Genomic DNA, 21,429 nt, shown 5'->3' on the forward strand with positions numbered 1-21,429 from the left:
AAGCGTTCCTCGGCCTTCCCCTGTCCGGGGATTATTTGAACTTTGATATTTCAGAATGACAGCGAATACCCCTTTCGCCAAGCTTAGAATTGATGGCAGCGCAAGGGGAGCAGGCATAGCGACCATCGGCAAGCTGAGGTCAGCAGTTCCGGCTTCACCGGTGTCGTGGCCGAACTGCCAAAGGAAATGCGCCCGAGCGGACCGGCGTCGACACGGCCGGCTCCGCAGCGCGCGCGGAGGGGGTAACCTAAACGCCGGTGTGGAAATGAATCTGCGGGCGGCCGTGATGGGGCGAGGGGCTGACGGCAGCGGCGACGCGGAACACGTTGGCGATCAGATCCTCTGTCAACACCGTCTCCGGCGTGCCGGATGCGACGAGCGCGCCATCCTTCAAGACGACAATCCTGTCGCAGAACATCGCCGCAAGATTGAGGTCGTGGAGCGCCACGATGCTGGTGACATTCAGCTGCCGCACGGTCTGCAGGATTTCGATCTGATGATGAATGTCGAGATGGTTGGTCGGCTCGTCGAGGAACAGCACAGTCGGGCTTTGCGCCAGTGCGCGGGCAATGTGAACGCGCTGTCGTTCGCCGCCCGAAAGTGTGAGCCAGGACTGGTCCTGAAGGTGCGTCATGCCGACCCGCGCAAGGGCGCCGTCGACGGCGGCCTGGTCGGCGGCGCGCCAGCCGGAGAGCGCCGAGCGGTGCGGCGTGCGGCCCAGCCGCACGACATCGCGGACGCTGACACTGGTCTCGGTCGCCGCGTTCTGCTGGACAAAGGCGACGCTTTGCGCCAGTGCGCGGCGCTGGATCGCGGCAATGTCCTTGCCGTGGATCGTGACACGGCCTTGATCCGGCCGTTTCAGCCCGGCAAGCAGCCTGAGCAGCGAGGATTTCCCCGAACCGTTGGGCCCGATCAGACCGAGCGTTTCGCCGTCCGTGACCCGAAGCGAGACATCCTTGACAATCGCCTTGCGCTTCACGCCCCATGAAAGGTGATCTGCAACGACGCTCATGATTGCGGCCTCGCGCGGTAGAGAATGATGGCGAAGAACGGCACGCCGACCAGTGCGGTGACGACGCCGATCGGTATCGTCTGCTGCGAAACGAGCACGCGCGAGGCGATGTCGGCGATCACCATGAACACGGCGCCGAGAAGGGCCGAGGCCGGCAACAGCCGCATATGCAGCGGGCCGACGACATAGCGTGCGGCATGCGGCACGACGAGACCGACGAACCCGATGGCGCCGACCTGGCTGACGATGGTCGCCGTCATCAGCGCGGTGACGGCGAACAGGATCAGCCGCGTGCGGGCGACCGGAATGCCGAGCGCGGCGGCATCCTCATCGCCGAAGGTGAAAGCATCGAGCGCGCGCGCCATCAGGATGCAGATTGCCAGCGACACGACAAGGACGATGGCCAGAAGGTGAAACTGCGGCCAGCGCACGCCGCCGAAACTGCCGAGCAGCCAGAACATGACGCTGCGGGCCTGCTGCGCGCTGGCCGACGTGGTCACGATATAGGCCGTCAACGCGTTGAAGAGCTGCGAGGCTGCAACGCCCGCCAGAATGGTGTGATTGGGGCCGCTTGTTGCGCCGTTCGAAAGCAGCGCCACCAGGGCGAAGGCTGCGAAGGCGCCGACGAATGCGCCGAACGACAGTGAAACGGCGCCCGCCCCGAGCCCCAGAACCAGGACGGAGACAGCGCCGGTCGAAGCGCCGGCGGAGACGCCGAGCACGAAGGGTTCGGCCAGCGGGTTGCGCAGAAGTGCCTGCAGGATCGCGCCGCAGATCGCAAGACCCGCCCCGCAGAGGGCAGCGACGAGGCTGCGGCTCAGCCGGAGGTTCCAGACCACGCTGGCCTCGATCTTCGGCACATCGGCCGCCGTCAGTCCGAGATGGTTGGTCACCGTCAGAAAAACGGTTCTGACGGGGATATTATACTCGCCGATGGCGGTGGCCACGGCCACCGCGCCCAAAAGAACCAGCGCCGCGACCACCACAAGCAGGACAAGCCTCAGTCCGGCGCTCATTTGCGTGGCTGTCTTCATTGCGCGCGGTCGATCGCCTCAAGCTGTCTTGCGATTTCCTCCGCGCCGTAGAGCGTGCGGATGCTGGGGTTCATGGCCGCACCGCTCATTACCACGATCCGGCCGTTTTGAACGGCGTCCATCTGGCTCACCGTCGGGTCGGATTCCAGGAAGGCGATCTTGTTTTCGGCCTTGTCGAGATCCCAGCGATTGCGGTCGACCTGGGTGGCGACGATGACGGTCGGATCGGCGGCCATGATGCCTTCCCAGTTCAAGGTCGGCCATTCGGCCTTGGTGTCGAGCGCGTTGCGGCCGCCCAGAAGATCGGCAATGAAACCGGAGGGACCGTTGCCGCCGCCGAGATAGGCATCGTCGGCCGCTGATGCGCTGGAAAACCAGAACAGGAAGGTCAGGTCGTCATCTTTTGGAAATCTTTCGCGCAGCGCCGCCTCGCGCGCCCTGAAATCGGCGATCACCGCATCGCCGCGATCCTGCACGTCGAAGATGCGGGCGAGATCGTCGATCTCCTTGTAAAGGAGGTCCATGTTCCAGAGCTGGTCGCGGCTGCCATAGGCATCGCCCGCGTCGAGCTTCGTCGAGCAGGCGCTGGGGGAGAGATAGGTCGGGATGCCGAGATCTTCGAAGTCGCCGCGTTTGGCAACCTTGCTGTCGGGGCCCATCAGCGTCGTCAGCATCGCCGCCACGAAATCCGGCTTTTGTTGCAGCACGGATTCCAGCGTCGGAAACTCGACGGTGAGAAGCTTCACCTGATCGTTCGCATCGGCGAGTTCGGGCAGAACATCATTGGGCCAAAACGCGGTGGCGGCCATCCGGTCTTCCAGGCCGAGCAGCAACATGATCTCGGCGCTGTTCTGGCCGAGCGCCACGGCACGCTCCGGCGCCTTTTCGAAGACAACCGTTTCGCCGCAATTCTCGATCTCGAGCGGATAGGATGTCGGGGCGGCAAGGGCCGGGGCGGCGGTCAGTGCGGTGATCAGGCAGCCTGCAAGGCCAAGCGTCTTCGTCGTGTTCATGGCGATTCCGGTTTGTTCAAAACTTTGGGCCGACTTCTAGAAGTCCGAAACGCGCAAATCAAGACAATAAAACTCATGTTTTGTCGTGGTGGCCCCTGCAACTGCGTCGACCGGCCGGAATCCGAGTCATCAAACCGCTCTGCCTTTGCACATGGAACCAAATCTGAGACTTCGGCGTTATCCGTCTGTCGTTAACGACAGACGCGCGTGTCCGGCTCAGGCCGGGCATCATGAAGCCGCTGCCGCCTGCAAGATCGCTTATCGCATGCACCGGCGGGGAAATCAGGCCGGCGCCAGCCGGCGAGAGGGAGACATCATGAGAGATATGCCAGGACGTCCATCCCGGCGCGGGTTCCTCAAGGGAAGCGCTGCCGGTATGGCGATCGCTTCGTTTGCCGGAACGGTAAAGGCGCAAGCGCCCGAAAAGGAACCCCCGCCGCCGCTCGACCAGTATGAGCGGGTCTATTTCAACGAAGCGGAATGGGCCTTCGTGATGGCCGCCTGCGACCGCCTCATTCCATCCGACGGCAATGGCCCGGGGGCGATCGACTGTCGGGTGCCGGTCTTTATCGACCGGCAGCTCGCAGGCGATTTCGGCAAGGCCGCGGACTGGTACATGCAGGGTCCGTTCGATCCTGCCGCCAACCCCACGCTCGGCTTCCAGAGCCCGCTGACGCCGGCGGAAATCTACCGCCAGGCGATTCCCGTCTTTCAGGACTGGTGCAGCCAAACGCATGGCGACCGTTTCGAAAATCTCGAGGCGGCAAAACAGGATGCCGCGCTGACATCGCTGCAGAAGGGCGAGGTGGGGCTGGCTCCCGAGCTGCGCGATTTCTTCCAGTTCCTGCTCGCCAACACCAAGGAGGGCTATTTCGCCGATCCATCCTATGGCGGCAATCAGGATATGCAGGCCTGGGTCTATATCGGCTTTCCTGGCGCGCGCGGCGCCTTCACCTCCTGGCCGGGCCGCGAGAACGCGCAATATCCGCTCGGTCCCGTGTCGATCAGTGGGGAGAGGGCGTAAATCATGGCAACGAGAACAGATCCCAAGAAAGACGTCGTCATCATCGGCCTCGGCTGGACCGGGGCGATCATGGGCATGGAGCTCGCCAATGAAGGGCTCGAGGTCCTCGCGCTCGAGCGCGGCGACGATCGCAGCACGGTGCCCGATTTCCAGTACCCCGACATTTTCGACGAACTGAAATACGCCGTTCGTTACGGCCTGATGCAAAAGCCGGTCAACTCCACGCTGACCGTGCGCCACAACACCGGCGAAACGGCGCTTCCCTACCGCCACCTCGGCTCGTTCCTGCCGGGCGACGGCGTCGGCGGCGCCGGCGTTCACTGGAACGGCCAGACATGGCGGCCGCAGGCGGTCGAATACCGGCTGCGCTCCTATGTCGAGGAGACCTTCGGCGCCGACATCATTCCAGAAAACATGCAGCTACAGGACTGGGGCGTGACGGCCGAGGAGCTGGAACCGCACCTCACCAAGTTCGAAAGCGTTGCGGGTATCGCCGGCAAGGCCGGCAATATCAACGGCGAGATCCAGGAGGGCGGCAATCCGTTCGAAGCCCCGCGCTCGGCGGATTATCCGATGCCGCCACTGAAAAACACCTGGGATTCGGAGCTTTTCGCAAATGCCGCTCGCAATATGGGTTACCACCCGTTCCCGCGGCCGGCGGCCAATGCCTCGATCGAATATGTCAACGATTACGGCATGCAGCTCGGGCCCTGCAATTACTGCGGCTTCTGCGAGCGTTTCGGCTGCAACAACTATTCCAAATCGTCGCCGCAGGTGTGCATTCTCGATGCGCTGAAACGCAAGCCGAATTTCAGCTACAGGACCCGCTCGGAGGTGCTGAAGATCGAAAAGGCCGCCGATGGCAAGACCGCCACGGGCGTCACCTATTTCGACGACAACACCGGCGAGGAGGTGTTCCAGCCGGCCGACCTCGTGCTGGTCTGCGCCTATTCTCTGCACAATGTCCATCTTCTGCTGCTGTCTGAAATCGGCGAGCCCTACAATCCCGACACCGGCGAGGGCGTCGTCGGGCGGAACTATTCCTATCAGATGACCGGCGGCACAAGCATGTGGTTCAGGGACAAGGTGTTCAATCCATTTGTGGGCACCGGTTCCGGCGGCATGTCGATCGACGACTTCTCGATGTCGCAGATCGATTTCGCCAAGGAAGGCTTTATCGGCGGCAGCTATATCACGTGCGGCCACAGCGGCGGACGCCCGATCGGGCAGATGTCGCTGCCACCGGGCACGCCGGCCTGGGGCGCGGGCTGGAAGGAAGCCGTCGGCGAGTGGTACGGTCACAATCTGTCGATCGGCTCGCATGGCTCGAACATGGCCTATCGCGACACCTGTCTCGATCTCGATCCCACCTACAAGGACCGCCACGGCCGTCCGCTGATGCGCATGACCTTCGACTGGAAGGACAACGACATCAAGATGACCCAGTTCATGAAGGCCAGGATCGAGGAAGTCGCAAAGAGCATGAACCCGGATACCATGGCATCGGGCTACAAGGGCGACGGCGCGGAATATGACGTGCGCCCCTACCAGTCGACCCACAATGTCGGCGGCGCGATCATGGGCACCGACCCGAAAACCTCGGCGATCAACCGCTATCTCCAGAGCTGGGACTGTCACAATGTCTGGGTCATGGGCGCTTCAGCCTTCCCGCAGAACATCCAGTACAACCCCACCGGTGCGGTCGGCGGCCTTGCCTACTGGGCGCTGGAAGCGCTGCGCAATGACTACCTGCCCAACCCCCGGCCATTGATGTGAGGAGCGGATCATGAAAACCTTTCTTCGCATCATACTCGCGCTCATCGTCATCGGTGTCGTTGCTCTGGCGGCGATCATCTTCGTGCCGCCGTCTCTCACAAAGCCGGATGACAATCTGGCGGCCGACTGGGAGCCGGCGCCCGGCGAGGGCCAGTACGTCACCCAGATGGCCGACTGTCAGGCCTGTCACACGGCGGAAGGCGGCGAACCCTTTGCCGGCGGGCGGGCGATCGAAAGCCCGATGGGCACGATCTGGTCGAGCAACATCACCCCCGACGCGGAAACCGGCATCGGCGGCTGGACCTACGACCAGTTCCACGCAGCCCTCGTCGACGGCATCGCGCCGGGCGGCGTGCACCTCTATCCGGCCATGCCCTACGAGAACTACCGGCATATGAAGGAGGAGGACATCCGGGCGATCTGGAGCTACATCCACACCGATGTCGCGGCGGTCGACAACCCGGTGAAGGAGACAGCGCTCGACTTTCCGTTCAACCAGCGCTGGGGCATTCGTCTGTGGAACTGGGCCGCTCTCGGAAAGCCCGGCTTCCGGCCGGATGACGCGGCGAGCGAAAGTGACCAGCTTGATCGCGGTGCCTATCTTGTGCAGGCGCTCGGCCATTGCGCGGCCTGCCACAGCCCGCGCAACATGATCATGGCGCAGGATGGCACCAATGCCGACAATCCGGCCTTCCTGACGGGCGGCGAGATCGGCGGCTGGACGGCGCCCGACCTGCGCACGGCCGCATCCGCCCTGCAGACATGGACCGACGCGGACCTGAAGGACTATCTCACCACCGGCCGCAACGCCCATTCCGCGGTGGTCGGCGAGATGCAGCTCGTTGTCGGCGAATCCCTTCAATACATGAAGGACGAGGATGCCGATGCGATGGTCGGCTATCTCCGGGCGATCTCGGATGTCACGCCCGACCCGCAGCCCGTGCCGGACGAGCGGACGACGGACCGGCTCGATGCCGCCGACGATCCGACGACGGCGAAGCTGAAATCGGCCGAAAACCTGCCGGACGGCGAGTTGCTCTATCTCAACAACTGCAATGCCTGCCATATGCCGGACGGCCGCGGCGCGCCCGGCGTGTTCCCGGCGCTGAAGGGCAACTCGCTGGTGACGGCGCCGACGACGAAGGGCCTGACGGAGGTCATTCTCCACGGCGCGACGTTGCCCTCGACGGCCGAACGACCGGAACGGCTCGCAATGCCGGCCTTCGGCGACCGGCTTTCGGATGCCGATATCGCCACGCTTGCGACCTTCCTGCGCAGCGCCTGGGGCAACGACGCCCCGGCCGTAAGCGCGGACGACGTCAAGGCCGTGCGCCAGTGAGGCCCATCAGCCCGCCGCTTCGACGAGGCGGCGGGCGACCAAGAGGCTCGCCGGGTTTTCGCAGCAACGATCTGGCATTTTCCGGGATTGTGCTCATGCCAGCCAATTTTCAAGCTGGAGGCCGGGCACTCGTGAAAACTCGCGCGTATTGGCTGTCACCAGAACAGCATCGACAGCCAAGGCATGGGCCGCAATCAGCAGGTCATTTGGACCAATCGGCGTGCCGGCAGCTTCGAGCTCTGCTCTGATACGGCCGTACCGCATATGTGATGGCGCATCCAATGCTAGTATTTGCATGCCATCAAGAATGGCCTCGATCTGGGCCGTCAGCTTGGCAGACCCCTTGCGTTCACAGCCATAGCTCAGCTCAGCCGCAGTGATGATGCTGACGCAGATCGTATCCTGACCGACATTGGCGATATGGTCGACGACAGCACCGGCCGGATTACGCGCGAGGTCCGACACGATATTTGTGTCGAGCATGTATAGGCGGCTCAAAAGTCGATTTCCCTTGCTGGCAGCAGGGTCTCATCGACATCGGGAAACTGGTCATCAGGGCCGAGCGGTTTCAGTCGCGCCAGAATGTCCAGAAGATTTTTGTTGGGGGCAGGTTCGATCACAAGCCGGTTTCCCTCCCGATGTATCAGCACACGGTCGCCCGGCAGCTCGAAATCGGCCGGGATACGAACCGCCTGACTTTTGTTGTTGCGAAACAACTTGGCTTCGCGTGCTTCGGATGCCTGGGGCTGGCGCATGATAACCTCCTGTCAAGGTAGTGTATATGCGTTTGTATATACTCGCTTGAATGTGAAATCTCAAGCATAATGCGAAGCGAAACACGGCTTTCCGTCCCACAGACGCGCATGGATGTAGGATTCCGGGCTGGTGCTACTGCTGAAGATCCTGGCGCGCCGGGAAGGGCCGATAAAGTGGTTGGCCTGTGGGCCCGGTCAACGGCGGCGTAAAAACCGGCCACGGGCCCCAGTCATCTCGCTGACAAAGGCAGTGGCGGTGGCAAAGCCGCCCGCATGAATGGATACCGACAGGGCCTTGAAGAGATATGAACCGCCGTCGCGGTCGTGATGATACTCATCCGCGTAAAAATTCGGTTACCCGAACAAGAACTTAGCCCGGTGGGACGACACCAAAGGGGCCGAATCCTGAAGGCCGGTTTCAGTTGATCCTCTGAGAGAATTGCCATGCGTTGGACACGTTAAACCCGAAGAGCCAGGTCGCTCTATTCAATCGTCTCAATTCTCGCGGGCATCCGTTTGCTCCACCTTATTGAAAAACCAGTTATGCGGGGAAACGTCAGAACGTCTGTGCCCCCACGATGAAGCTGACCGAGGGCAATTTCAGGGTAGGTTTGCGATCCTGAAGGGCTCTAGAGCGCCGTGCGTCCGTTCGGACGCACAAAGGACGCTCTAACCTATTGAATCTACGCATCGTGCTTTCCGAAAATCGAGCCCGATTTTCGGGCCGATGCGCTAGCGGTAGATTGCCGTCTGCGGCTGTTCGCCTGCGCGCACCAAACCGCGATACATGCCTTCGGAATTGAAGGGCAGCGTGATGTTGCCGTCGCGGTCGATGGCGATCACGCCGCCGGAGCCGTCATTTTCCTTGAGGTCGACCATCACCACATGGCGGGCCGCCTGTTCGAGGCTTTCGCCGGCATGACGCATGCGGGCGGCGATCTCGGATGCTGCCGTCCAGCGCATGAAGATTTCGCCATGGCCGGTACCGGAAACGGCGCAGGTCGCGTTGTCGGCAAAGGTGCCGGCGCCGATCACCGGCGTGTCGCCGATCCGGCCTGCGGCCTTGCCCGTCCAGCCGCCGGTGGAGGTCGCGGCCGCAAGATTGCCGTGCTGGTCGCGCGCCACGGCGCCGACGGTGCCATGACGCCGTGCCGGATCGCCGTCATCCTCGCCGGCCTTCTTCAGCCGCAGCGTTTCCTGCAGCGCATCCCAGCGCGCCTGCGTAAAGAAATAGTCCTTGTCGGCAAATTCGAGGCCGGCCTTGCGGGCGATTGCAAGCGCATTCGGTCCCGTCATCGTCACATGGACAGTGTGCTCCATGACCGCGCGGGCGGCCAGAACAGGGTTTTTCGGTCCGAAAATGCCGGCAACGCTGCCCGCCCGGCGGTCCCTGCCATCCATCACGGCGGCATCCATTTCCTGCTCGCCCTGATCGGTAAACACCGCGCCGCGTCCGGCATTGAAGAGCGGCTCGTCTTCCAGCGCGCAAACCGCAGCCGTCACGGCATCAAGCGCGGAGCCGCCGTCGCGCAACACCGTTTCGCCGGCGTCCAGTGCGCGGCGAAGTCCCGCGTGATAGGCGGCTTCTTTCTCGGGTGTCATGTTCGATTTGAGGATCGTTCCGGCACCACCGTGCACGGCCAGGGAATATCGCATGTCTTATCCTTTCAAGCCGGCCTGTTCGGCGCAATACCGGGCGATCTCGGCGTGGGTCGCAATCCAGCAATCGCCCCTTTCGGCGATATGCTCCAGCAGCGTCTCGAGAATGAAGATGCGCGAGCGATAGCCGGTGATATGCGGATGCATGGTCAGAAGAAACAGGCCGCCCTCTTCATGGGCGCCGTCGAATTCGCGCCGGAAGATGTCGAGCACATCGGTGGGCGGCGTATAGGGGCGCTGGGCGCCGAAGCGGTTCATCATGAAATAGACCGCATCGTCGCGGATCCATTCGACCGGCAGTTCGACAATGCCCGTTGGCGCGCCATTGTCGAGGATTTCATAGGGGTCGTCATCGGCAAACAACGAGCTGTCATAGAGAAGGCCGAGTTCGCGCGCGATCTTCAGCGTCACCTCAGAATAATCCCAGGAGGGCGTGCGCATGCCGACGGGGCGGATGCCCGTGACCGCCTCCAGCGTATCGGCGGCGCGCAACATCAATTCGCGCTCCTTTTCCGGCGGCACATCTGTGTTGCGCTCGTGGATCCAGCCGTGAAGGGCGATCTCGTGGCCGTCGTCGGAAAGCGATTTCTGCTCATCCGGGTGAAGAAGGGCGGAGACGGCGGGGACGAAGAAGCTCGCCTTCGCGCCAAACCGGTCGAGCACCTTGCGGAGGCGCGGGATGCCGCGCCGGGCGCCGAATTCGCCCCAGCTCAGCCGCGCCGGCGAAAGCCCGCCATCGCGCAGCTCATTGGTCTCGTGATCGCTGTCGAAGCTCAGCGCCACGGCGCAGCGCGCGCCGCCCGGCCAGCTTGCGGGCAACAGGTTGCGGCCCGCGCGGACCTGATTGACCCGGCCCCGCCAGGTCGCCTCGTCCCATTCGAAAGGTTCGCTCATGCATGGCCTCCATCGACCGAAATGATCTGTCCACTGATCCAGCCGGCTTCGGCGGAAGCGAGAAACGTCACGGTGTTGGCGATATCCTCGGCCGCGCCCAGCCGGCGCATGTGGATGCCGTTAATCACCGCCTTCTGTCGCTCCGGACCGAAGGCCGCCCACTGACGCTCCGTCGAAGGGTTGGAGAGGATGAAGCCCGGCGCCACGGAATTGACGGCGATGCCGAAGGGCCCGAGTTCGAGCGCTAATTGTTTGGTGAGCCCGACGAGGGCATGCTTGGCGCTGGCATAGGCCTGAATGCCGGTCAGGCTCGGGCGCAAACCCGCGCCGGATGAGATCGTGATGATCCGGCCGCTGCCACGCTCCTTCATACCGGGCGCCGCGGCCTGCGCCGACCACATCGCGGCATCGACATTGGCCTGAAAGATCACGCGCCAATCATTCTCGCTGATTTCTTCCAGCGGTCGTCCCGCCTGGCCGCGCACACCGCCCGCCGCCGTCACGAGGCCGTCTATCCGGTCATGGCGGGCAAGGACGGCCTCGATCGCTCGATGCGCGCCAGCGCGGGAGCCGAGATCCGCCTGGTGCAGGCTGATGCCATTTCCGGCAAGGCGGGCCATTCCGTCACCATCGATATCGATCGCGGCAACGGTGGCGCCGGAGCGCGCAAGCCTCAGCGCAATCGCCGCGCCGATGCCCTGGGCCGCTCCGGTAACGGCGAAGACTTTTCCGGAAAGATCTATCTGCACAGCGGCACCATTTCGTCGACCCGAGCCGCGGATTGCGGTTTCTCGCCATCCTCGATCGCATGGATCAATTCGACGAGCTTCGCCAGCACCGGCACGTCGAGGCCGTGGGCGGCCGCAAGCGGGATCATCGTGCCGATCTGCGCATCCACCTCGGTGCGCCGTTTGCGCACGGCAAGATCGCGCCAGATGCCGGAATGGGTCTTGGCGGTCTTGCGGTTATGGGCGACCATGGTTTCAAGCGCCATCCTCATGCCGTCGGGATCGGAACGCAGAAAGGCGTCGGGATCGAAACCATTGAAGCCGAGCGGTTTGACGCCCTCGGCATTTGCAAGCGTCATCACCTCATGGCCGAGGGCCTCGTAGACCACCCGATGTTCCGGCCGGGCCATGGCATCCGACATCGAATCCGGCGTCAGCGCAGTGCAAAACAGCAGCGCGCCGTACCCCATCTTGCCCCAGAGATAGCCCCAGATATTGTCGGTCGCGACCGCGTCGGGCTCGACGATCGAAAGGAGCGCGTGAACATCGCGCACGCGCTGGCTCATCCGCCCGTCGAGCTCGCCAACGGCGACCGCCGCGCGATTGCCATAAAGGATGCGGCCCGGCTCCAGCCAGTCCGCGCCGAAATTGACGAAACAACCGACGGTCTTTTCCACGCCGATCCTGGCCGCGATCACCTTCTCGTTCAGCCCGTTCTGGGCGGAGACGACGTAGCCGCCGGGGGCCAGATGCGGAATGAGCATTTCAAGCGCATCCTCGGTATGGTGCGCCTTGACGGCCAAAAACACCCGGTCGTAGCGGCCCTCAAGCTCGTCGGGCGTGCTTGCCGGCAGAACCTGCGTGAATGCCTCGACCGGCCCTTCGATGCGCAGGCCTGTCGTTCTCATGGCTTCGACATGGTCCGCCACGATGTCGACCATATGCACCTTGTGGCCGGCGCGGGCGAAATAGGCGCCGAGAACGCCGCCGATGGCGCCGGCGCCCCAGATCAGGATCGGCGAATGGCTCATGCCCATTCGCCATCGATCAGTGCGCGGGTTTCCTCGACGGCAACGGCCCAGACGCGTTCCATATCCGCGTCCGGCCGCTGGTAAAGCCCGCCGTAATTGCCGTCGCCAATCAGTTCGCGCACACCCTTGGAGTTGCGGTCGCGCAGTCGGTCGAAATCGACATAGGGCTTCTGGACATCGGGCATGGCGCGACCGGGAAGCCGCGTCCAGGGGAAGTTTTCCATCCAGCTTGCATGGCTTGCCACGGGATCGATCTCGCGCACGGTCGCCATGGTTTTTGGCGCCCGCCACCAATCGTGGAAACGGCAGCGCGCACCCTCGTGCCGCTCCATCCACTCCATCGTCACCGGCAGCACCGGCGTGTTGCCGCCATGACCGTTGACGACCAGGATCCGCCGGAAACCGGTCGCATAAAGGCTGTCCAGAATGTCGGAAACCAGCGCTGCGTAGGTGGACAGCTTCAGCGACACCGAACCCGGAAAGCTCATGAAATAGGGGGTCAGCCCATAGGCGACCGCCGGAAACACCGGCACGCCCAACGGCGCCGCGGCGTCGGCAGCAACCTTTTCGGACAGGATCGAATCGACAGACAGGCTGAGCCAGGCATGCTGCTCGGTGCTGCCAAGAGGCAGCACGCAGCGGTCATCCGACTTCAGATAGTCCTCGATCTCAAACCAGTTGCTTTCGGAAATTTTCAACGTCGCCCCTCCGTGTTTTCAGGATTTTTGTTCTGTAGGCCTCGATCGTGGGAAGCAGTTCCTTCCGCACGGAATGGATATCGGGCGTGTGACGGTATTCGAAGGCGCGCTGCTCCGGTCGCAGCGTCTCGAGCAGGTATTCCGAGCCCGTCGCATACACCAGCACATCGGCGCTTGCGATCACCTCGCCCGCATCGGCATCGCCGCGCACCACCATCCTGAGCTCGGTGATGTGCGGGCCGAAACGGCGAATGCCCGCCTTCATGATGGTGACGAAGGTATCGAAATAGGAATAGCCGACGACGTCGGCATCGGTCGGAAGCGCGGCCAGCGCCACGCGCGTCGCCTCATCGGGAATAAGCGTCACGCCGGTGATCGGCGTGTCGGCCAGGATTTCGCGGGCGGGTTTCAAAAGGCTGCGCGGCGAGATCACCAGATCGAACGTTTCGGGGTCGAGCGCGGCAAGCGTATCCATGGTCGCGATCGAGAGCGTGTCGCCGTGGGCAATGTAAGGCCTCAGGGCCCGCGCATAGGCTTCGGTGGCCTCCGGGAAATTGCCGAGCACGAGAAGGCGGAGATTGCCCAGGGTCCGGCTCGACGTCATCGAGACACGGGTGGCAAGTTCCGCCGGGGATAGCCCGCAATCCCGGGCAAAGTCGACCAGATCGGCAATGCGCATGTCGAGTTCGCGCAGTTTTGCGGCATTGGCGGCAAGCGACATGCTTTTCACGAAGGTGCCGGACCCGACGCGCCCTTCAAGATGCCCGATATCCTGCAAGGCGGCGTACACCGTGCTGACCGTGACCGGCGAAATCCCGAGCCGCGATGCGAGCGACCGCACCGAAGGCAGCCGTCCTCCCGACGGCAGGTCGCCGGACGCAATCCCGAACTCGAGCGCGCCGCGCAACTGCACGGAAACCGAGACCGAAGAGCTTCTGTCGATCGCTTCGACAATGCGGTCCATGGCCTGGTCAAATTGTGTCTGTATGCCTGTCATAGTGTTATCATGAACAAAAACACTAAGCCTGCCAAGCCCGCACGGACGTGTTTCAAGTGGAATTTTAATCGCCAATGCGTATCAAATTGGACTTGACCGTATCAATTTTACTGACTTAGTGTATCAATCAGTTGAAACAAAGGGGAACAAAAATGACGAAATCTTTCCTGAGATCCGCCGTGACGGCGCTCGCCTTGATGGCCGCTGCGCCGGCCGTCTATGCAGACGATCTGATCATCGGCTTGCGTGCCGGTCCGGATTCGATCGATCCGCACTGGTCGACGCTTGGCAGCCAGGCCGAAGCGCTCCGCCACATCTACGATACGCTGGTGGATGTCGATGACAAGCTGCAGCTTAAGCCCGGCCTTGCCGTCAGCTGGGAGCCGGTCGACGAAACCACCTGGGACTTCAAGATCCGCGAAGGCGTGAAATTCCATGATGGCTCCGACCTGACCGCCGAAGACGTGAAATTTTCGATCGAGCGTATTCCCGAAGTGACCGGCCCCATGCCGATGACGCTCTACACCAAATATGTCGACAGCGTCGAAGTTGTCGACGACTACACGCTGCGTGTTCATACCAAGGGCAAGGCGCCGGCGCTGCCGAACGACTTCACCCGCCTGTTCGTCGTGCCGTCCGAAACCGGCATGGAAGCCCGCAACGAGGAATTCAACTCCGGCGAGGCGGCGATTGGAACCGGCCCCTACAAATTCGTCTCGTGGCAGCCGAAGGGCGATCTCGTGCTCGAGCGCTTCGATGACTACTGGAACGGTGAGGCAGCCTGGGACAAGGTCATTCGTCGCGAAATTCCGGATGATGCGGCCCGCGTCGCAGCACTTCGCTCCGGCGAGGTCGATCTCATCAACTATGTTCCGGCCTCGGACTATCTGGCGTTCAAGAACGACAGCGATCTCGAAACCTTCGTCTCGGACTCGATCTACATCCTCAACATCGCGCCAAGCGTGAAGGATGAGGAACCGCAGCCCATCACCGTCAACGGCAAGCCGGTCGACGGCAATCCGCTGCAGGATCTGCGCGTGCGCAAGGCGCTCGATCTCGCCATCAACCGCGACGTTCTCGTCAATGTCGTGCTTGAAGGCCTCGGCAAGCCCGCCAACCAGCTCATGCCCGAAGGCTTTTTCGGCTACTCCGAAGAACTCGGCTCGCGTGAATACGATCTTGAGCAGGCCAAGGCGCTGCTGGCGGAAGCCGGCTATCCGGATGGATTCGAGATCGATTTCACCTGCACCAACAACCGCGTTCCCGGCGATGCCGTGGTCTGCGAGGCGCTGGCGCAGATGTGGGCCCGGCTTGGCCTGAAGGTCAATGCCCAGGCGCTGAACGGCACGGTGTTCTTCCCGGCGGCAGCCCGCGAGGAATATACGATGACGATGTCGGCCTGGGGCACGCTCACGGGTGAGGCGGCCTATACCTACGGCGCGCTGACACACACCAAGGATGCGGAGAAGGGCTTCGGCAACTTCAACCGCACCGGCTATTCCAATCCGGAATTCGACAAGGTGTTTGACGAAGGAACCCAGACGCTCGATCCCGAAGCACGCAGGAAACTCTATGAAGAGGCTTCCTACATCGCCATGGAAGATCGGGCTTTGATCCCGACCGTCATCCTGCAGACCGTCTGGGCCGCCGATGCCGGCAAGCTCAACATTACGCCGCGCGTCGACCAGGAAACCCGCGCCTATGAAATCACGCCTGCCGAATAAGGCGTGACGAGGCCGCAACAGCGCTGACAACCGCTGTTGCGGCATCTCCTTTTATGGACGGTCGCGGGCTTACGGCAGGGACGTCTTTTCCCGGCCTGCCCGTTGCCGCATAGTGAGGACGGCGGCAGCAGACGCTGCACGTCTTTCCGCCTCCATCAGTTCACGAGGCTTTCATGCTCGCATTCCTGATCAGACGGTTGCTGCAGGCCATCGTCGTGGTTTTCGCGATGTCGCTGATCGTGTTTCTCGGCGTCTACGCCATCGGAAACCCGATCGATGTGCTGATCGATCCGGGCGCCACCCAGGCGATCCGGCAGCAGCTCATCGAGCAATATGGTCTCGACCAGCCACTCTGGCAGCAATACCTGACCTTTCTCGGCAATGTCGCCCATGGCGATCTCGGCAAGTCGATGGTCTACAATATCTCCGTGACCAGCCTGGTCTTTTCCCGCCTTCCGGCGACCGTGGAACTGGTGGCCGTCGCCGTGTTTCTCGCAACCGCGATCGGCATTCCCGCCGGACTTTACGCCGGCTATCGCCCGAAGAGCCTTGCCGCCCGCGCCATCATGGCGCTGTCCGTCCTCGGCTTTTCGGTTCCGACCTTTTGGATCGGCATGCTTTTGATCATGGCGTTCGCCGTCAATCTCGGATGGCTGCCCTCCGGAGGACGCGGCGATGTCGGCGAGATCTTCGGCATCCACACATCGCTTGCGACCGCCGATGGCTGGCGCCACGTGATCATGCCCGCCTTCAACCTGTCGCTGTTCATGATGGGTCTCCTGATCCGCCTCACCCGTGCCGGCATGGTGGAGGCAATGCAGGCAGATTATGTCAAGTTCGCCCGCGCCCAGGGGCTGCCGGACAGGCAGATCGTTTTCAGCCATGTGATGCGCAACATCTCGATCCCGATCGTCACCGTGTTCGGGCTTGAGGTCGGCTCGACGCTCGCCTTCGCCGTCGTCACCGAATCCGTGTTCAACTGGCCAGGCGTCGGCAAGCTGATCATCGATTCCATTCTCCAGCTCGACCGTCCCGTGATGGTCACCTATCTCGTGCTGGTGGTGATCCTCTTCGTGCTGATCAATCTGATCGTCGACATCGTCTATGCCCGCCTCGATCCGCGCGTGCGGCTGAAGGGAGGCAAGTGATGGCCGATACCGTTTCCGCTCCCGTGGAAGCCCGCCCGGCGCGCTTTCGCAATTTCTGCGCCGATTTCGCCCGCTCGCCGGTCGCCGTCGCCTCGCTGATCCTGATCTTCGGTCTTCTGTTCGTGTCTTTCGCCGCCCCGCTGGTCTCGCCGCAGGACCCTTACGATCTGGCCAAGCTCGACTGGCTTGATGCCTTCCTGAAGCCCGGTACCGTCGGCTCGGGCGGCTATGTCCATATTCTTGGCACCGACAATGCCGGCCGCGACATGCTCTCGGCGATCTTCTATGGCCTGCGCACCAGTTTCGTGATCGGGCTTTCGGCCGGCGTTCTGGCGCTCGTCATCGGCATCTGTCTCGGCCTTGCCGCGGCCTATTTCGGCGGACGGATCGAAGCGCTGATCATGCGCATCGTCGATCTGCAGCTCTCGATGCCGGCGATCCTCCTGGCGCTGGTTCTGGTCGCCGTGCTGGGCCAGGGCGTCGGGCAGATCATTCTGGCGCTGGTGGTTGCGCAATATGCCTATTTCGCCCGCACCACCCATGGCGCGGCGACCGTGGAGCGCGGCAAGGATTATATCGAAGCTGCCCGCTCGACGCCGTTGCCCACGGTGCGGGTGCTGTTTCGCCATCTGCTGCCGAACGTGCTGCCGCCGCTGATCGTGGTGGCAACGGTGCAGGTGGCAAGCGCCATCGCGCTCGAAGCGACGCTGTCCTTCCTCGGCGTCGGCCTGCCGCTCACCGAGCCCTCGCTCGGCTCGCTGATCGCCAATGGCTTCAAATATATCCATACCGACCGCTACTGGCTTTCCATCTATCCCGGCATCTTCCTGATGGTGACCGTGGTCGCCATCAATCTGGTCGGCGATCAGGTCCGCACCGTGCTCGATCCGAGGCAGAACCGATGAACAAGGCGCTTGATGTCCGCGGGCTGACAACCCGCTTCGAAACCCGCAGCGGCATGGTCACCGCCGTCAACGGCGTGAGCTTTTCCGTCGAGCGTGGCCGCATCATGGGCCTTGTCGGCGAAAGCGGCTCCGGCAAGAGCGTCACCGGGTTTTCCATCCTCGGCCTCATCGACGAACCGGGCAAGGTGGCGGCTGGCGAGGTGCTGGTCGATGGCCAGGACCTGCGTGCACTTTCGCCCGATGCCGTGCGCCGTCTGCGCGGCGCCCGGGTGGCCATGGTGTTTCAGGACCCGATGATGACGCTGAACCCTGTTCTGCGCGTCGGCGACCAGATGGCGATGGCTGTGCGGGTGCACGAGAAGATGTCGAAGCGGGCTGCCTGGGAAAAGGCGCGGCAGACGCTGGAGATCGTCGGCATACCGTCCCCCGCCGAGCGGCTGAAGGCCTATCCGCATCAGTTGTCCGGCGGCATGCGCCAGCGCGTGGCGATCGCGATCGCGCTGCTGCATCGCCCCTCGGTCATCATCGCCGATGAGCCGACGACGGCACTCGACGTCTCGATCCAGGGCCAGATCCTTGCCGAGGTCCGTCGCCTTGCCGACGAGACCGGAACGGCGATCGTCTGGGTGACCCACGACCTTGCCGTCATCTCCAGTCTCGCCGATGATATCTGCGTCATGTATGCCGGGCGGATCGTCGAGCGCGGCCCGGCGGAGGATGTGATCGCCGCGCCGCGCCACCCCTATACCGTCGGTCTGATCGGCTCGGTTCCGAGCCTGCATGAACCCGGCACGCCGCTGCCGCAGATCCCGGGATCGACGCCGCAGCTTTCCAACCTGCCCTCCGGCTGTCCGTTCAGGCCGCGTTGCCCGCGCGCGAGCGATCTCTGCACCAGCGAGCCGCCGACCGTCGGCGAAGGCGATCATACCGTTTCCTGCCACCACCCGATGGAGGCCCCATGACAGAGCCGCTTCTCACCGTCGACGGCGTTCACAAGCGCTTCACCCGCAAGCCTGGCCTCGTTATGCGGGGGATAGACTGGCTCTCGGGCAAGCAGTCGGGCTTCACGGTGCATGCGCTGTCCGACGTGTCGCTTTCGGTTGCGGCCGGCGAGGTTCTGGGCCTGGTGGGCGAGTCGGGCTGCGGCAAGTCCACGCTCGGTCGCATCATCTCCGGAATTTACACGCCGAGCGACGGGCGCGTGCTGCTCGACGGCAAGCCGGTGGCGCGGGAGCGGGGCAACAATGTCGAAAAGCTCACCACCCGCGTGCAGATGATCCATCAGGATCCCTTCGCAAGCCTCAATCCGCGCATGAAGGTCGGCGAGACCATTGCCGAAGGGCCGCGCGTTCACAAGCTTGCCAGCGCCGCGGATGTGCGCCGGCGTGTCCGCGATCTCCTGCAGCAGGTGGGCCTTGAGGGCGCCTATGCCGACCGGCTGCCGCACCAGTTCTCCGGCGGCCAGCGTCAGCGCATCGCCATTGCCCGCGCGCTGGCAATGGAGCCCGACCTTTTGGTGCTGGATGAAGCGGTCGCCTCGCTCGATGTGTCGATCCAGGCGCAGGTCCTGAACCTGTTCATGGAGTTGCGTCGCAAGCTTGATCTCACGGCGGTGTTCATCAGCCATGACCTCTCCGTCGTGCGCCATGTCTGCGACCGGGTGGCGATCATGTATCTTGGCCGGATCGTCGAACTCGCCTCGGCGCGCGAACTCTACGACAAGCCGCAGCATCCCTATACAAAAGCGCTGTTCGCCTCCGTGCCGACGCTTGGAACCGGGCGCGCGGCGTTCCAGCCGATCAAGGGCGAGATTCCCTCGCCGCTCGATCCGCCGAAAGGATGCGCCTTTCACCCGCGCTGCCCGATGGCGGGTCCGCGCTGCAGGGTTGAGCTGCCGGCGCTGAAACCCGTTGCGGGAACGGCAACGACGGTTGCCTGCCACCTCAACGATGGTGGAACGGGTATCGAGAAAGGGAGCCATGCCGCATGACCACGTCCTTCTCCGAGCGCATTGCACGCCTCAACGACATTTTGTGCACCGTCAACGTGCTGCGCTGGGATGCCCGGGTGATGATGCCCGCCGGCGGGGCGGCTTCGCGCGGCCATCAGATTGCGACATTGCAGGGCCTCGCCCGCGACATGCTGGTCGATCCCGCCATGGCAGACGCTGCCGAGGAGGCGCGCGCTGCAGCCGAAAATGACATTGCTAGGTCGGCCGCTGAGGCCGTGCTTCGCGCGCGCGACTGGCACCTGAAGATATCCGAAACGCTTCTTCGCCGGCAGGCGGAAACCTCCGTCATTGCCGGCCAGGCATGGGCGAGGGCCCGCGCCGAAGGTGATTTTTCCACGTTCCAGCCCTATCTGGAAGACGTGGTGACGCTGTCGCGTCAGATGGCCGATGCGCTCGGCCACGATGGCCATCCCTATGACCCGATGGTCCAGATTTACGAGCCTGGCGAGACGGCCGCTTCTCTTTCCGCGCTGTTTGACAAGCTCCGTGCAGGCATCAAGCCGTTACTGGAAAGGGCACTGTCTCGGCCGGCGCCGCGCAGCGATTTTCTCTATCGCGATTATCCGATCGAGGCTCAAAAAGCACTTTGCGCAGAGCTGGCCCCGCTGCTCGGACTCGATATGGAGCGCAGCCGGCTGGATACCGCCGTCCACCCTTTCGAGATCTCGTTTACCCGCCAGGATGTGCGCATCACCTCACGCTGGAACCCGAACTATCTGCCGATGTCGATCTTCGGCACGATGCACGAGACCGGCCACGCGCTTTACGAACAGGGCATCGATCCGGCGCTGACCCGCTCGGCGCACGCGACCGACCTGATTGGCCTTTATGCCGTCGGCGGCTGCAGCTTCGGCATGCATGAAAGCCAGTCGCGGCTTTTCGAAAATCATGTCGGCCGCTCGCCTGCCTTCTGGTCGAATCATTTCGGCACGCTCAGGGACCATTTCCCCGAACAGCTCGCTGATGTCAGCGAGGAGGACTTCGTGGCCGCGATCAATCGGGTCGAGCCCGGTCTGATCCGTGTCGAGGCGGACGAACTGACCTATGACCTGCACATCATGTTGCGGATGCGCATCGAGATGGCGCTGATGGATGGGTCTCTCGCCGTCGATGACGTGCCGCAAGCGTGGAACGCGGCGATGCGCGACGATCTGGGTATCGATGTGCCGAACGACAGACTGGGCTGCCTTCAGGACATCCACTGGTCGAGCGGTTACATCGGATCGTTCCCGACCTACACGGTCGGCAACATCACCGCCGCGCAACTCATGGCTCGATTCGACACCATCCATCCGGACCTGCGGCGCGCTGCCGATGCCGGCGATCTGAAACCGCTGCGCGAGGTGCTGGCAGAAACGGTCTGGCGCCATGGCCGTTCGAAGCATCGCCACGAATTGTTGGCCGCGATAGGCACCGATGCGGATGATTGCGAACCCTATATTGCTTACCTGCGCGGGAAGTTCGCCTCGACCTGACCGGGGTAATTTCATCCAGAGTGGTTTAGAGTCCGGTCCACTGAGAACGGAGGAATGAAGAAGAGGCGATCTCCGCTGTTCCCTCCAGCGTGTGCTTGCGCGCAACCCTCAAACCGGCGCGCCCGGATGCGGGTTTTCGCTGCCAAGAACGATCTGCCAAGCCGCATCATGTCTCCGCCCGGCACCATTCGGAAAACGAGCAT

At 63.0% G+C, this 21,429-nt stretch carries 20 protein-coding genes; 9 read left to right on the plus strand and 11 right to left on the minus strand.

What is annotated here, in order from left to right; all coding sequences use genetic code 11:
* Positions 1 to 247: 247 nt before the first annotated feature.
* From FF124_RS19235 to FF124_RS19245, 3 genes are read right to left on the minus strand one after another with little or no spacing between them, the layout of a single operon-like run.
* A complete protein-coding gene (locus FF124_RS19235; RefSeq protein WP_138750097.1) occupies positions 248 to 1,015 on the minus strand; it encodes an ABC transporter ATP-binding protein in 768 nt (255 codons plus the stop codon).
* Entirely contained in the window at positions 1,012 to 2,049 is a 1,038-nt protein-coding gene (locus FF124_RS19240; protein WP_138750098.1) for a FecCD family ABC transporter permease, read from the minus strand. The genes FF124_RS19235 and FF124_RS19240 overlap by 4 nt, the downstream gene beginning before the upstream one ends.
* Positions 2,046 to 3,062 (minus strand): ABC transporter substrate-binding protein, encoded by a 1,017-nt coding sequence (locus FF124_RS19245; protein WP_138750099.1) that lies wholly within the window; start codon positions 3,060 to 3,062, stop codon positions 2,046 to 2,048. Before FF124_RS19245 ends, FF124_RS19240 begins: the two co-directional genes overlap by 4 nt.
* Before the next feature lie 316 nt (positions 3,063 to 3,378).
* On the opposite strand from FF124_RS19245, the gene FF124_RS19250 reads away from it, so the two are divergent.
* From FF124_RS19250 to FF124_RS19260, 3 genes are read left to right on the plus strand one after another with little or no spacing between them, the layout of a single operon-like run.
* Positions 3,379 to 4,086, plus strand: a complete 708-nt coding sequence (locus FF124_RS19250) for a gluconate 2-dehydrogenase subunit 3 family protein (protein ID WP_187327010.1) — start codon at positions 3,379 to 3,381, stop codon at positions 4,084 to 4,086.
* Positions 4,087 to 4,089: 3 nt separating this feature from the next.
* A complete protein-coding gene (locus tag FF124_RS19255; protein ID WP_138750101.1) occupies positions 4,090 to 5,862 on the plus strand; it encodes a GMC family oxidoreductase in 1,773 nt (590 codons plus the stop codon).
* A gap of 10 nt (positions 5,863 to 5,872) precedes the next feature.
* Positions 5,873 to 7,201 carry a cytochrome c gene (locus tag FF124_RS19260; protein ID WP_138750102.1) on the plus strand — a complete coding sequence of 443 codons (1,329 nt, stop codon included), beginning with the start codon at positions 5,873 to 5,875 and terminating at the stop codon, positions 7,199 to 7,201.
* Between the two features lie 93 nt (positions 7,202 to 7,294).
* On the opposite strand, the gene FF124_RS19265 is transcribed toward FF124_RS19260, so the two are convergent.
* The 8 genes from FF124_RS19265 to FF124_RS19300 all read right to left on the minus strand — a co-directional run bounded on the left by FF124_RS19265 (position 7,295) and on the right by FF124_RS19300 (position 13,963).
* The gene (locus FF124_RS19265) at positions 7,295 to 7,699 is read right to left on the minus strand and encodes a type II toxin-antitoxin system VapC family toxin (protein WP_138750103.1); all 405 of its coding nucleotides are present in this window, start codon (positions 7,697 to 7,699) and stop codon (positions 7,295 to 7,297) included.
* Positions 7,696 to 7,956 (minus strand): antitoxin, encoded by a 261-nt coding sequence (locus tag FF124_RS19270; protein ID WP_138750104.1) that lies wholly within the window; start codon positions 7,954 to 7,956, stop codon positions 7,696 to 7,698. The genes FF124_RS19265 and FF124_RS19270 overlap by 4 nt, the downstream gene beginning before the upstream one ends.
* Before the next feature lie 732 nt (positions 7,957 to 8,688).
* Positions 8,689 to 9,612 carry an isoaspartyl peptidase/L-asparaginase family protein gene (locus tag FF124_RS19275; RefSeq protein WP_138750105.1) on the minus strand — a complete coding sequence of 308 codons (924 nt, stop codon included), beginning with the start codon at positions 9,610 to 9,612 and terminating at the stop codon, positions 8,689 to 8,691.
* Positions 9,613 to 9,615: 3 nt separating this feature from the next.
* The gene (locus FF124_RS19280) at positions 9,616 to 10,509 is read right to left on the minus strand and encodes a polysaccharide deacetylase family protein (protein ID WP_138750106.1); all 894 of its coding nucleotides are present in this window, start codon (positions 10,507 to 10,509) and stop codon (positions 9,616 to 9,618) included.
* Positions 10,506 to 11,258 (minus strand): SDR family NAD(P)-dependent oxidoreductase, encoded by a 753-nt coding sequence (locus FF124_RS19285; protein ID WP_138750107.1) that lies wholly within the window; start codon positions 11,256 to 11,258, stop codon positions 10,506 to 10,508. Before FF124_RS19285 ends, FF124_RS19280 begins: the two co-directional genes overlap by 4 nt.
* Entirely contained in the window at positions 11,249 to 12,268 is a 1,020-nt protein-coding gene (locus FF124_RS19290; protein ID WP_246072570.1) for a ketopantoate reductase family protein, read from the minus strand. Before FF124_RS19290 ends, FF124_RS19285 begins: the two co-directional genes overlap by 10 nt.
* A complete protein-coding gene (locus FF124_RS19295; protein WP_138750109.1) occupies positions 12,265 to 12,966 on the minus strand; it encodes a creatininase family protein in 702 nt (233 codons plus the stop codon). The genes FF124_RS19290 and FF124_RS19295 overlap by 4 nt, the downstream gene beginning before the upstream one ends.
* A complete protein-coding gene (locus FF124_RS19300; RefSeq protein ID WP_138750110.1) occupies positions 12,938 to 13,963 on the minus strand; it encodes a GntR family transcriptional regulator in 1,026 nt (341 codons plus the stop codon). Before FF124_RS19300 ends, FF124_RS19295 begins: the two co-directional genes overlap by 29 nt.
* 152 nt (positions 13,964 to 14,115) lie before the next feature.
* Between FF124_RS19300 and FF124_RS19305 the strand changes: the two genes are divergently transcribed.
* From FF124_RS19305 to FF124_RS19330, 6 genes are all read left to right on the plus strand, one after another.
* Complete coding sequence (locus tag FF124_RS19305) at positions 14,116 to 15,687, plus strand: ABC transporter substrate-binding protein (RefSeq protein WP_138750111.1); 1,572 nt, start codon at positions 14,116 to 14,118, stop codon at positions 15,685 to 15,687.
* 173 nt (positions 15,688 to 15,860) lie between these two features.
* The gene (locus FF124_RS19310) at positions 15,861 to 16,835 is read left to right on the plus strand and encodes an ABC transporter permease (protein WP_138750112.1); all 975 of its coding nucleotides are present in this window, start codon (positions 15,861 to 15,863) and stop codon (positions 16,833 to 16,835) included.
* Positions 16,835 to 17,740, plus strand: coding sequence for an ABC transporter permease (locus tag FF124_RS19315; protein ID WP_138750113.1), 906 nt, complete (start codon positions 16,835 to 16,837; stop codon positions 17,738 to 17,740). The genes FF124_RS19310 and FF124_RS19315 overlap by 1 nt, the downstream gene beginning before the upstream one ends.
* Positions 17,737 to 18,702 (plus strand): ABC transporter ATP-binding protein, encoded by a 966-nt coding sequence (locus tag FF124_RS19320; RefSeq protein WP_138750114.1) that lies wholly within the window; start codon positions 17,737 to 17,739, stop codon positions 18,700 to 18,702. Before FF124_RS19315 ends, FF124_RS19320 begins: the two co-directional genes overlap by 4 nt.
* Positions 18,699 to 19,730 carry an ABC transporter ATP-binding protein gene (locus FF124_RS19325; protein WP_138750115.1) on the plus strand — a complete coding sequence of 344 codons (1,032 nt, stop codon included), beginning with the start codon at positions 18,699 to 18,701 and terminating at the stop codon, positions 19,728 to 19,730. The genes FF124_RS19320 and FF124_RS19325 overlap by 4 nt, the downstream gene beginning before the upstream one ends.
* Entirely contained in the window at positions 19,727 to 21,226 is a 1,500-nt protein-coding gene (locus FF124_RS19330; protein WP_138750116.1) for a carboxypeptidase M32, read from the plus strand. The genes FF124_RS19325 and FF124_RS19330 overlap by 4 nt, the downstream gene beginning before the upstream one ends.
* Positions 21,227 to 21,429 lie beyond the last annotated feature (203 nt).

Source organism: Martelella lutilitoris, assembly GCF_005924265.1.
GTDB classification, from domain to species: Bacteria; Pseudomonadota; Alphaproteobacteria; order Rhizobiales; family Rhizobiaceae; genus Martelella; species Martelella lutilitoris.

Excerpts from the sequence above, each read along its gene's own strand:
- FF124_RS19235 (WP_138750097.1), bottom strand. The coding sequence starts at position 1,015 with ATGAGCGTCGTTGCAGATCACCTTTCATGGGGCGTGAAGCGCAAGGCG.
- FF124_RS19240 (WP_138750098.1), bottom strand. The coding sequence starts at position 2,049 with ATGAAGACAGCCACGCAAATGAGCGCCGGACTGAGGCTTGTCCTGCTT.
- FF124_RS19245 (WP_138750099.1), bottom strand. The coding sequence starts at position 3,062 with ATGAACACGACGAAGACGCTTGGCCTTGCAGGCTGCCTGATCACCGCA.
- FF124_RS19250 (WP_187327010.1), top strand. The coding sequence starts at position 3,379 with ATGAGAGATATGCCAGGACGTCCATCCCGGCGCGGGTTCCTCAAGGGA.
- FF124_RS19255 (WP_138750101.1), top strand. The coding sequence starts at position 4,090 with ATGGCAACGAGAACAGATCCCAAGAAAGACGTCGTCATCATCGGCCTC.
- FF124_RS19260 (WP_138750102.1), top strand. The coding sequence starts at position 5,873 with ATGAAAACCTTTCTTCGCATCATACTCGCGCTCATCGTCATCGGTGTC.
- FF124_RS19270 (WP_138750104.1), bottom strand. The coding sequence starts at position 7,956 with ATGCGCCAGCCCCAGGCATCCGAAGCACGCGAAGCCAAGTTGTTTCGC.
- FF124_RS19275 (WP_138750105.1), bottom strand. The coding sequence starts at position 9,612 with ATGCGATATTCCCTGGCCGTGCACGGTGGTGCCGGAACGATCCTCAAA.
- FF124_RS19280 (WP_138750106.1), bottom strand. The coding sequence starts at position 10,509 with ATGAGCGAACCTTTCGAATGGGACGAGGCGACCTGGCGGGGCCGGGTC.
- FF124_RS19290 (WP_246072570.1), bottom strand. The coding sequence starts at position 12,268 with ATGAGCCATTCGCCGATCCTGATCTGGGGCGCCGGCGCCATCGGCGGC.
- FF124_RS19300 (WP_138750110.1), bottom strand. The coding sequence starts at position 13,963 with ATGACAGGCATACAGACACAATTTGACCAGGCCATGGACCGCATTGTC.
- FF124_RS19305 (WP_138750111.1), top strand. The coding sequence starts at position 14,116 with ATGACGAAATCTTTCCTGAGATCCGCCGTGACGGCGCTCGCCTTGATG.
- FF124_RS19310 (WP_138750112.1), top strand. The coding sequence starts at position 15,861 with ATGCTCGCATTCCTGATCAGACGGTTGCTGCAGGCCATCGTCGTGGTT.
- FF124_RS19315 (WP_138750113.1), top strand. The coding sequence starts at position 16,835 with ATGGCCGATACCGTTTCCGCTCCCGTGGAAGCCCGCCCGGCGCGCTTT.
- FF124_RS19320 (WP_138750114.1), top strand. The coding sequence starts at position 17,737 with ATGAACAAGGCGCTTGATGTCCGCGGGCTGACAACCCGCTTCGAAACC.
- FF124_RS19325 (WP_138750115.1), top strand. The coding sequence starts at position 18,699 with ATGACAGAGCCGCTTCTCACCGTCGACGGCGTTCACAAGCGCTTCACC.
- FF124_RS19330 (WP_138750116.1), top strand. The coding sequence starts at position 19,727 with ATGACCACGTCCTTCTCCGAGCGCATTGCACGCCTCAACGACATTTTG.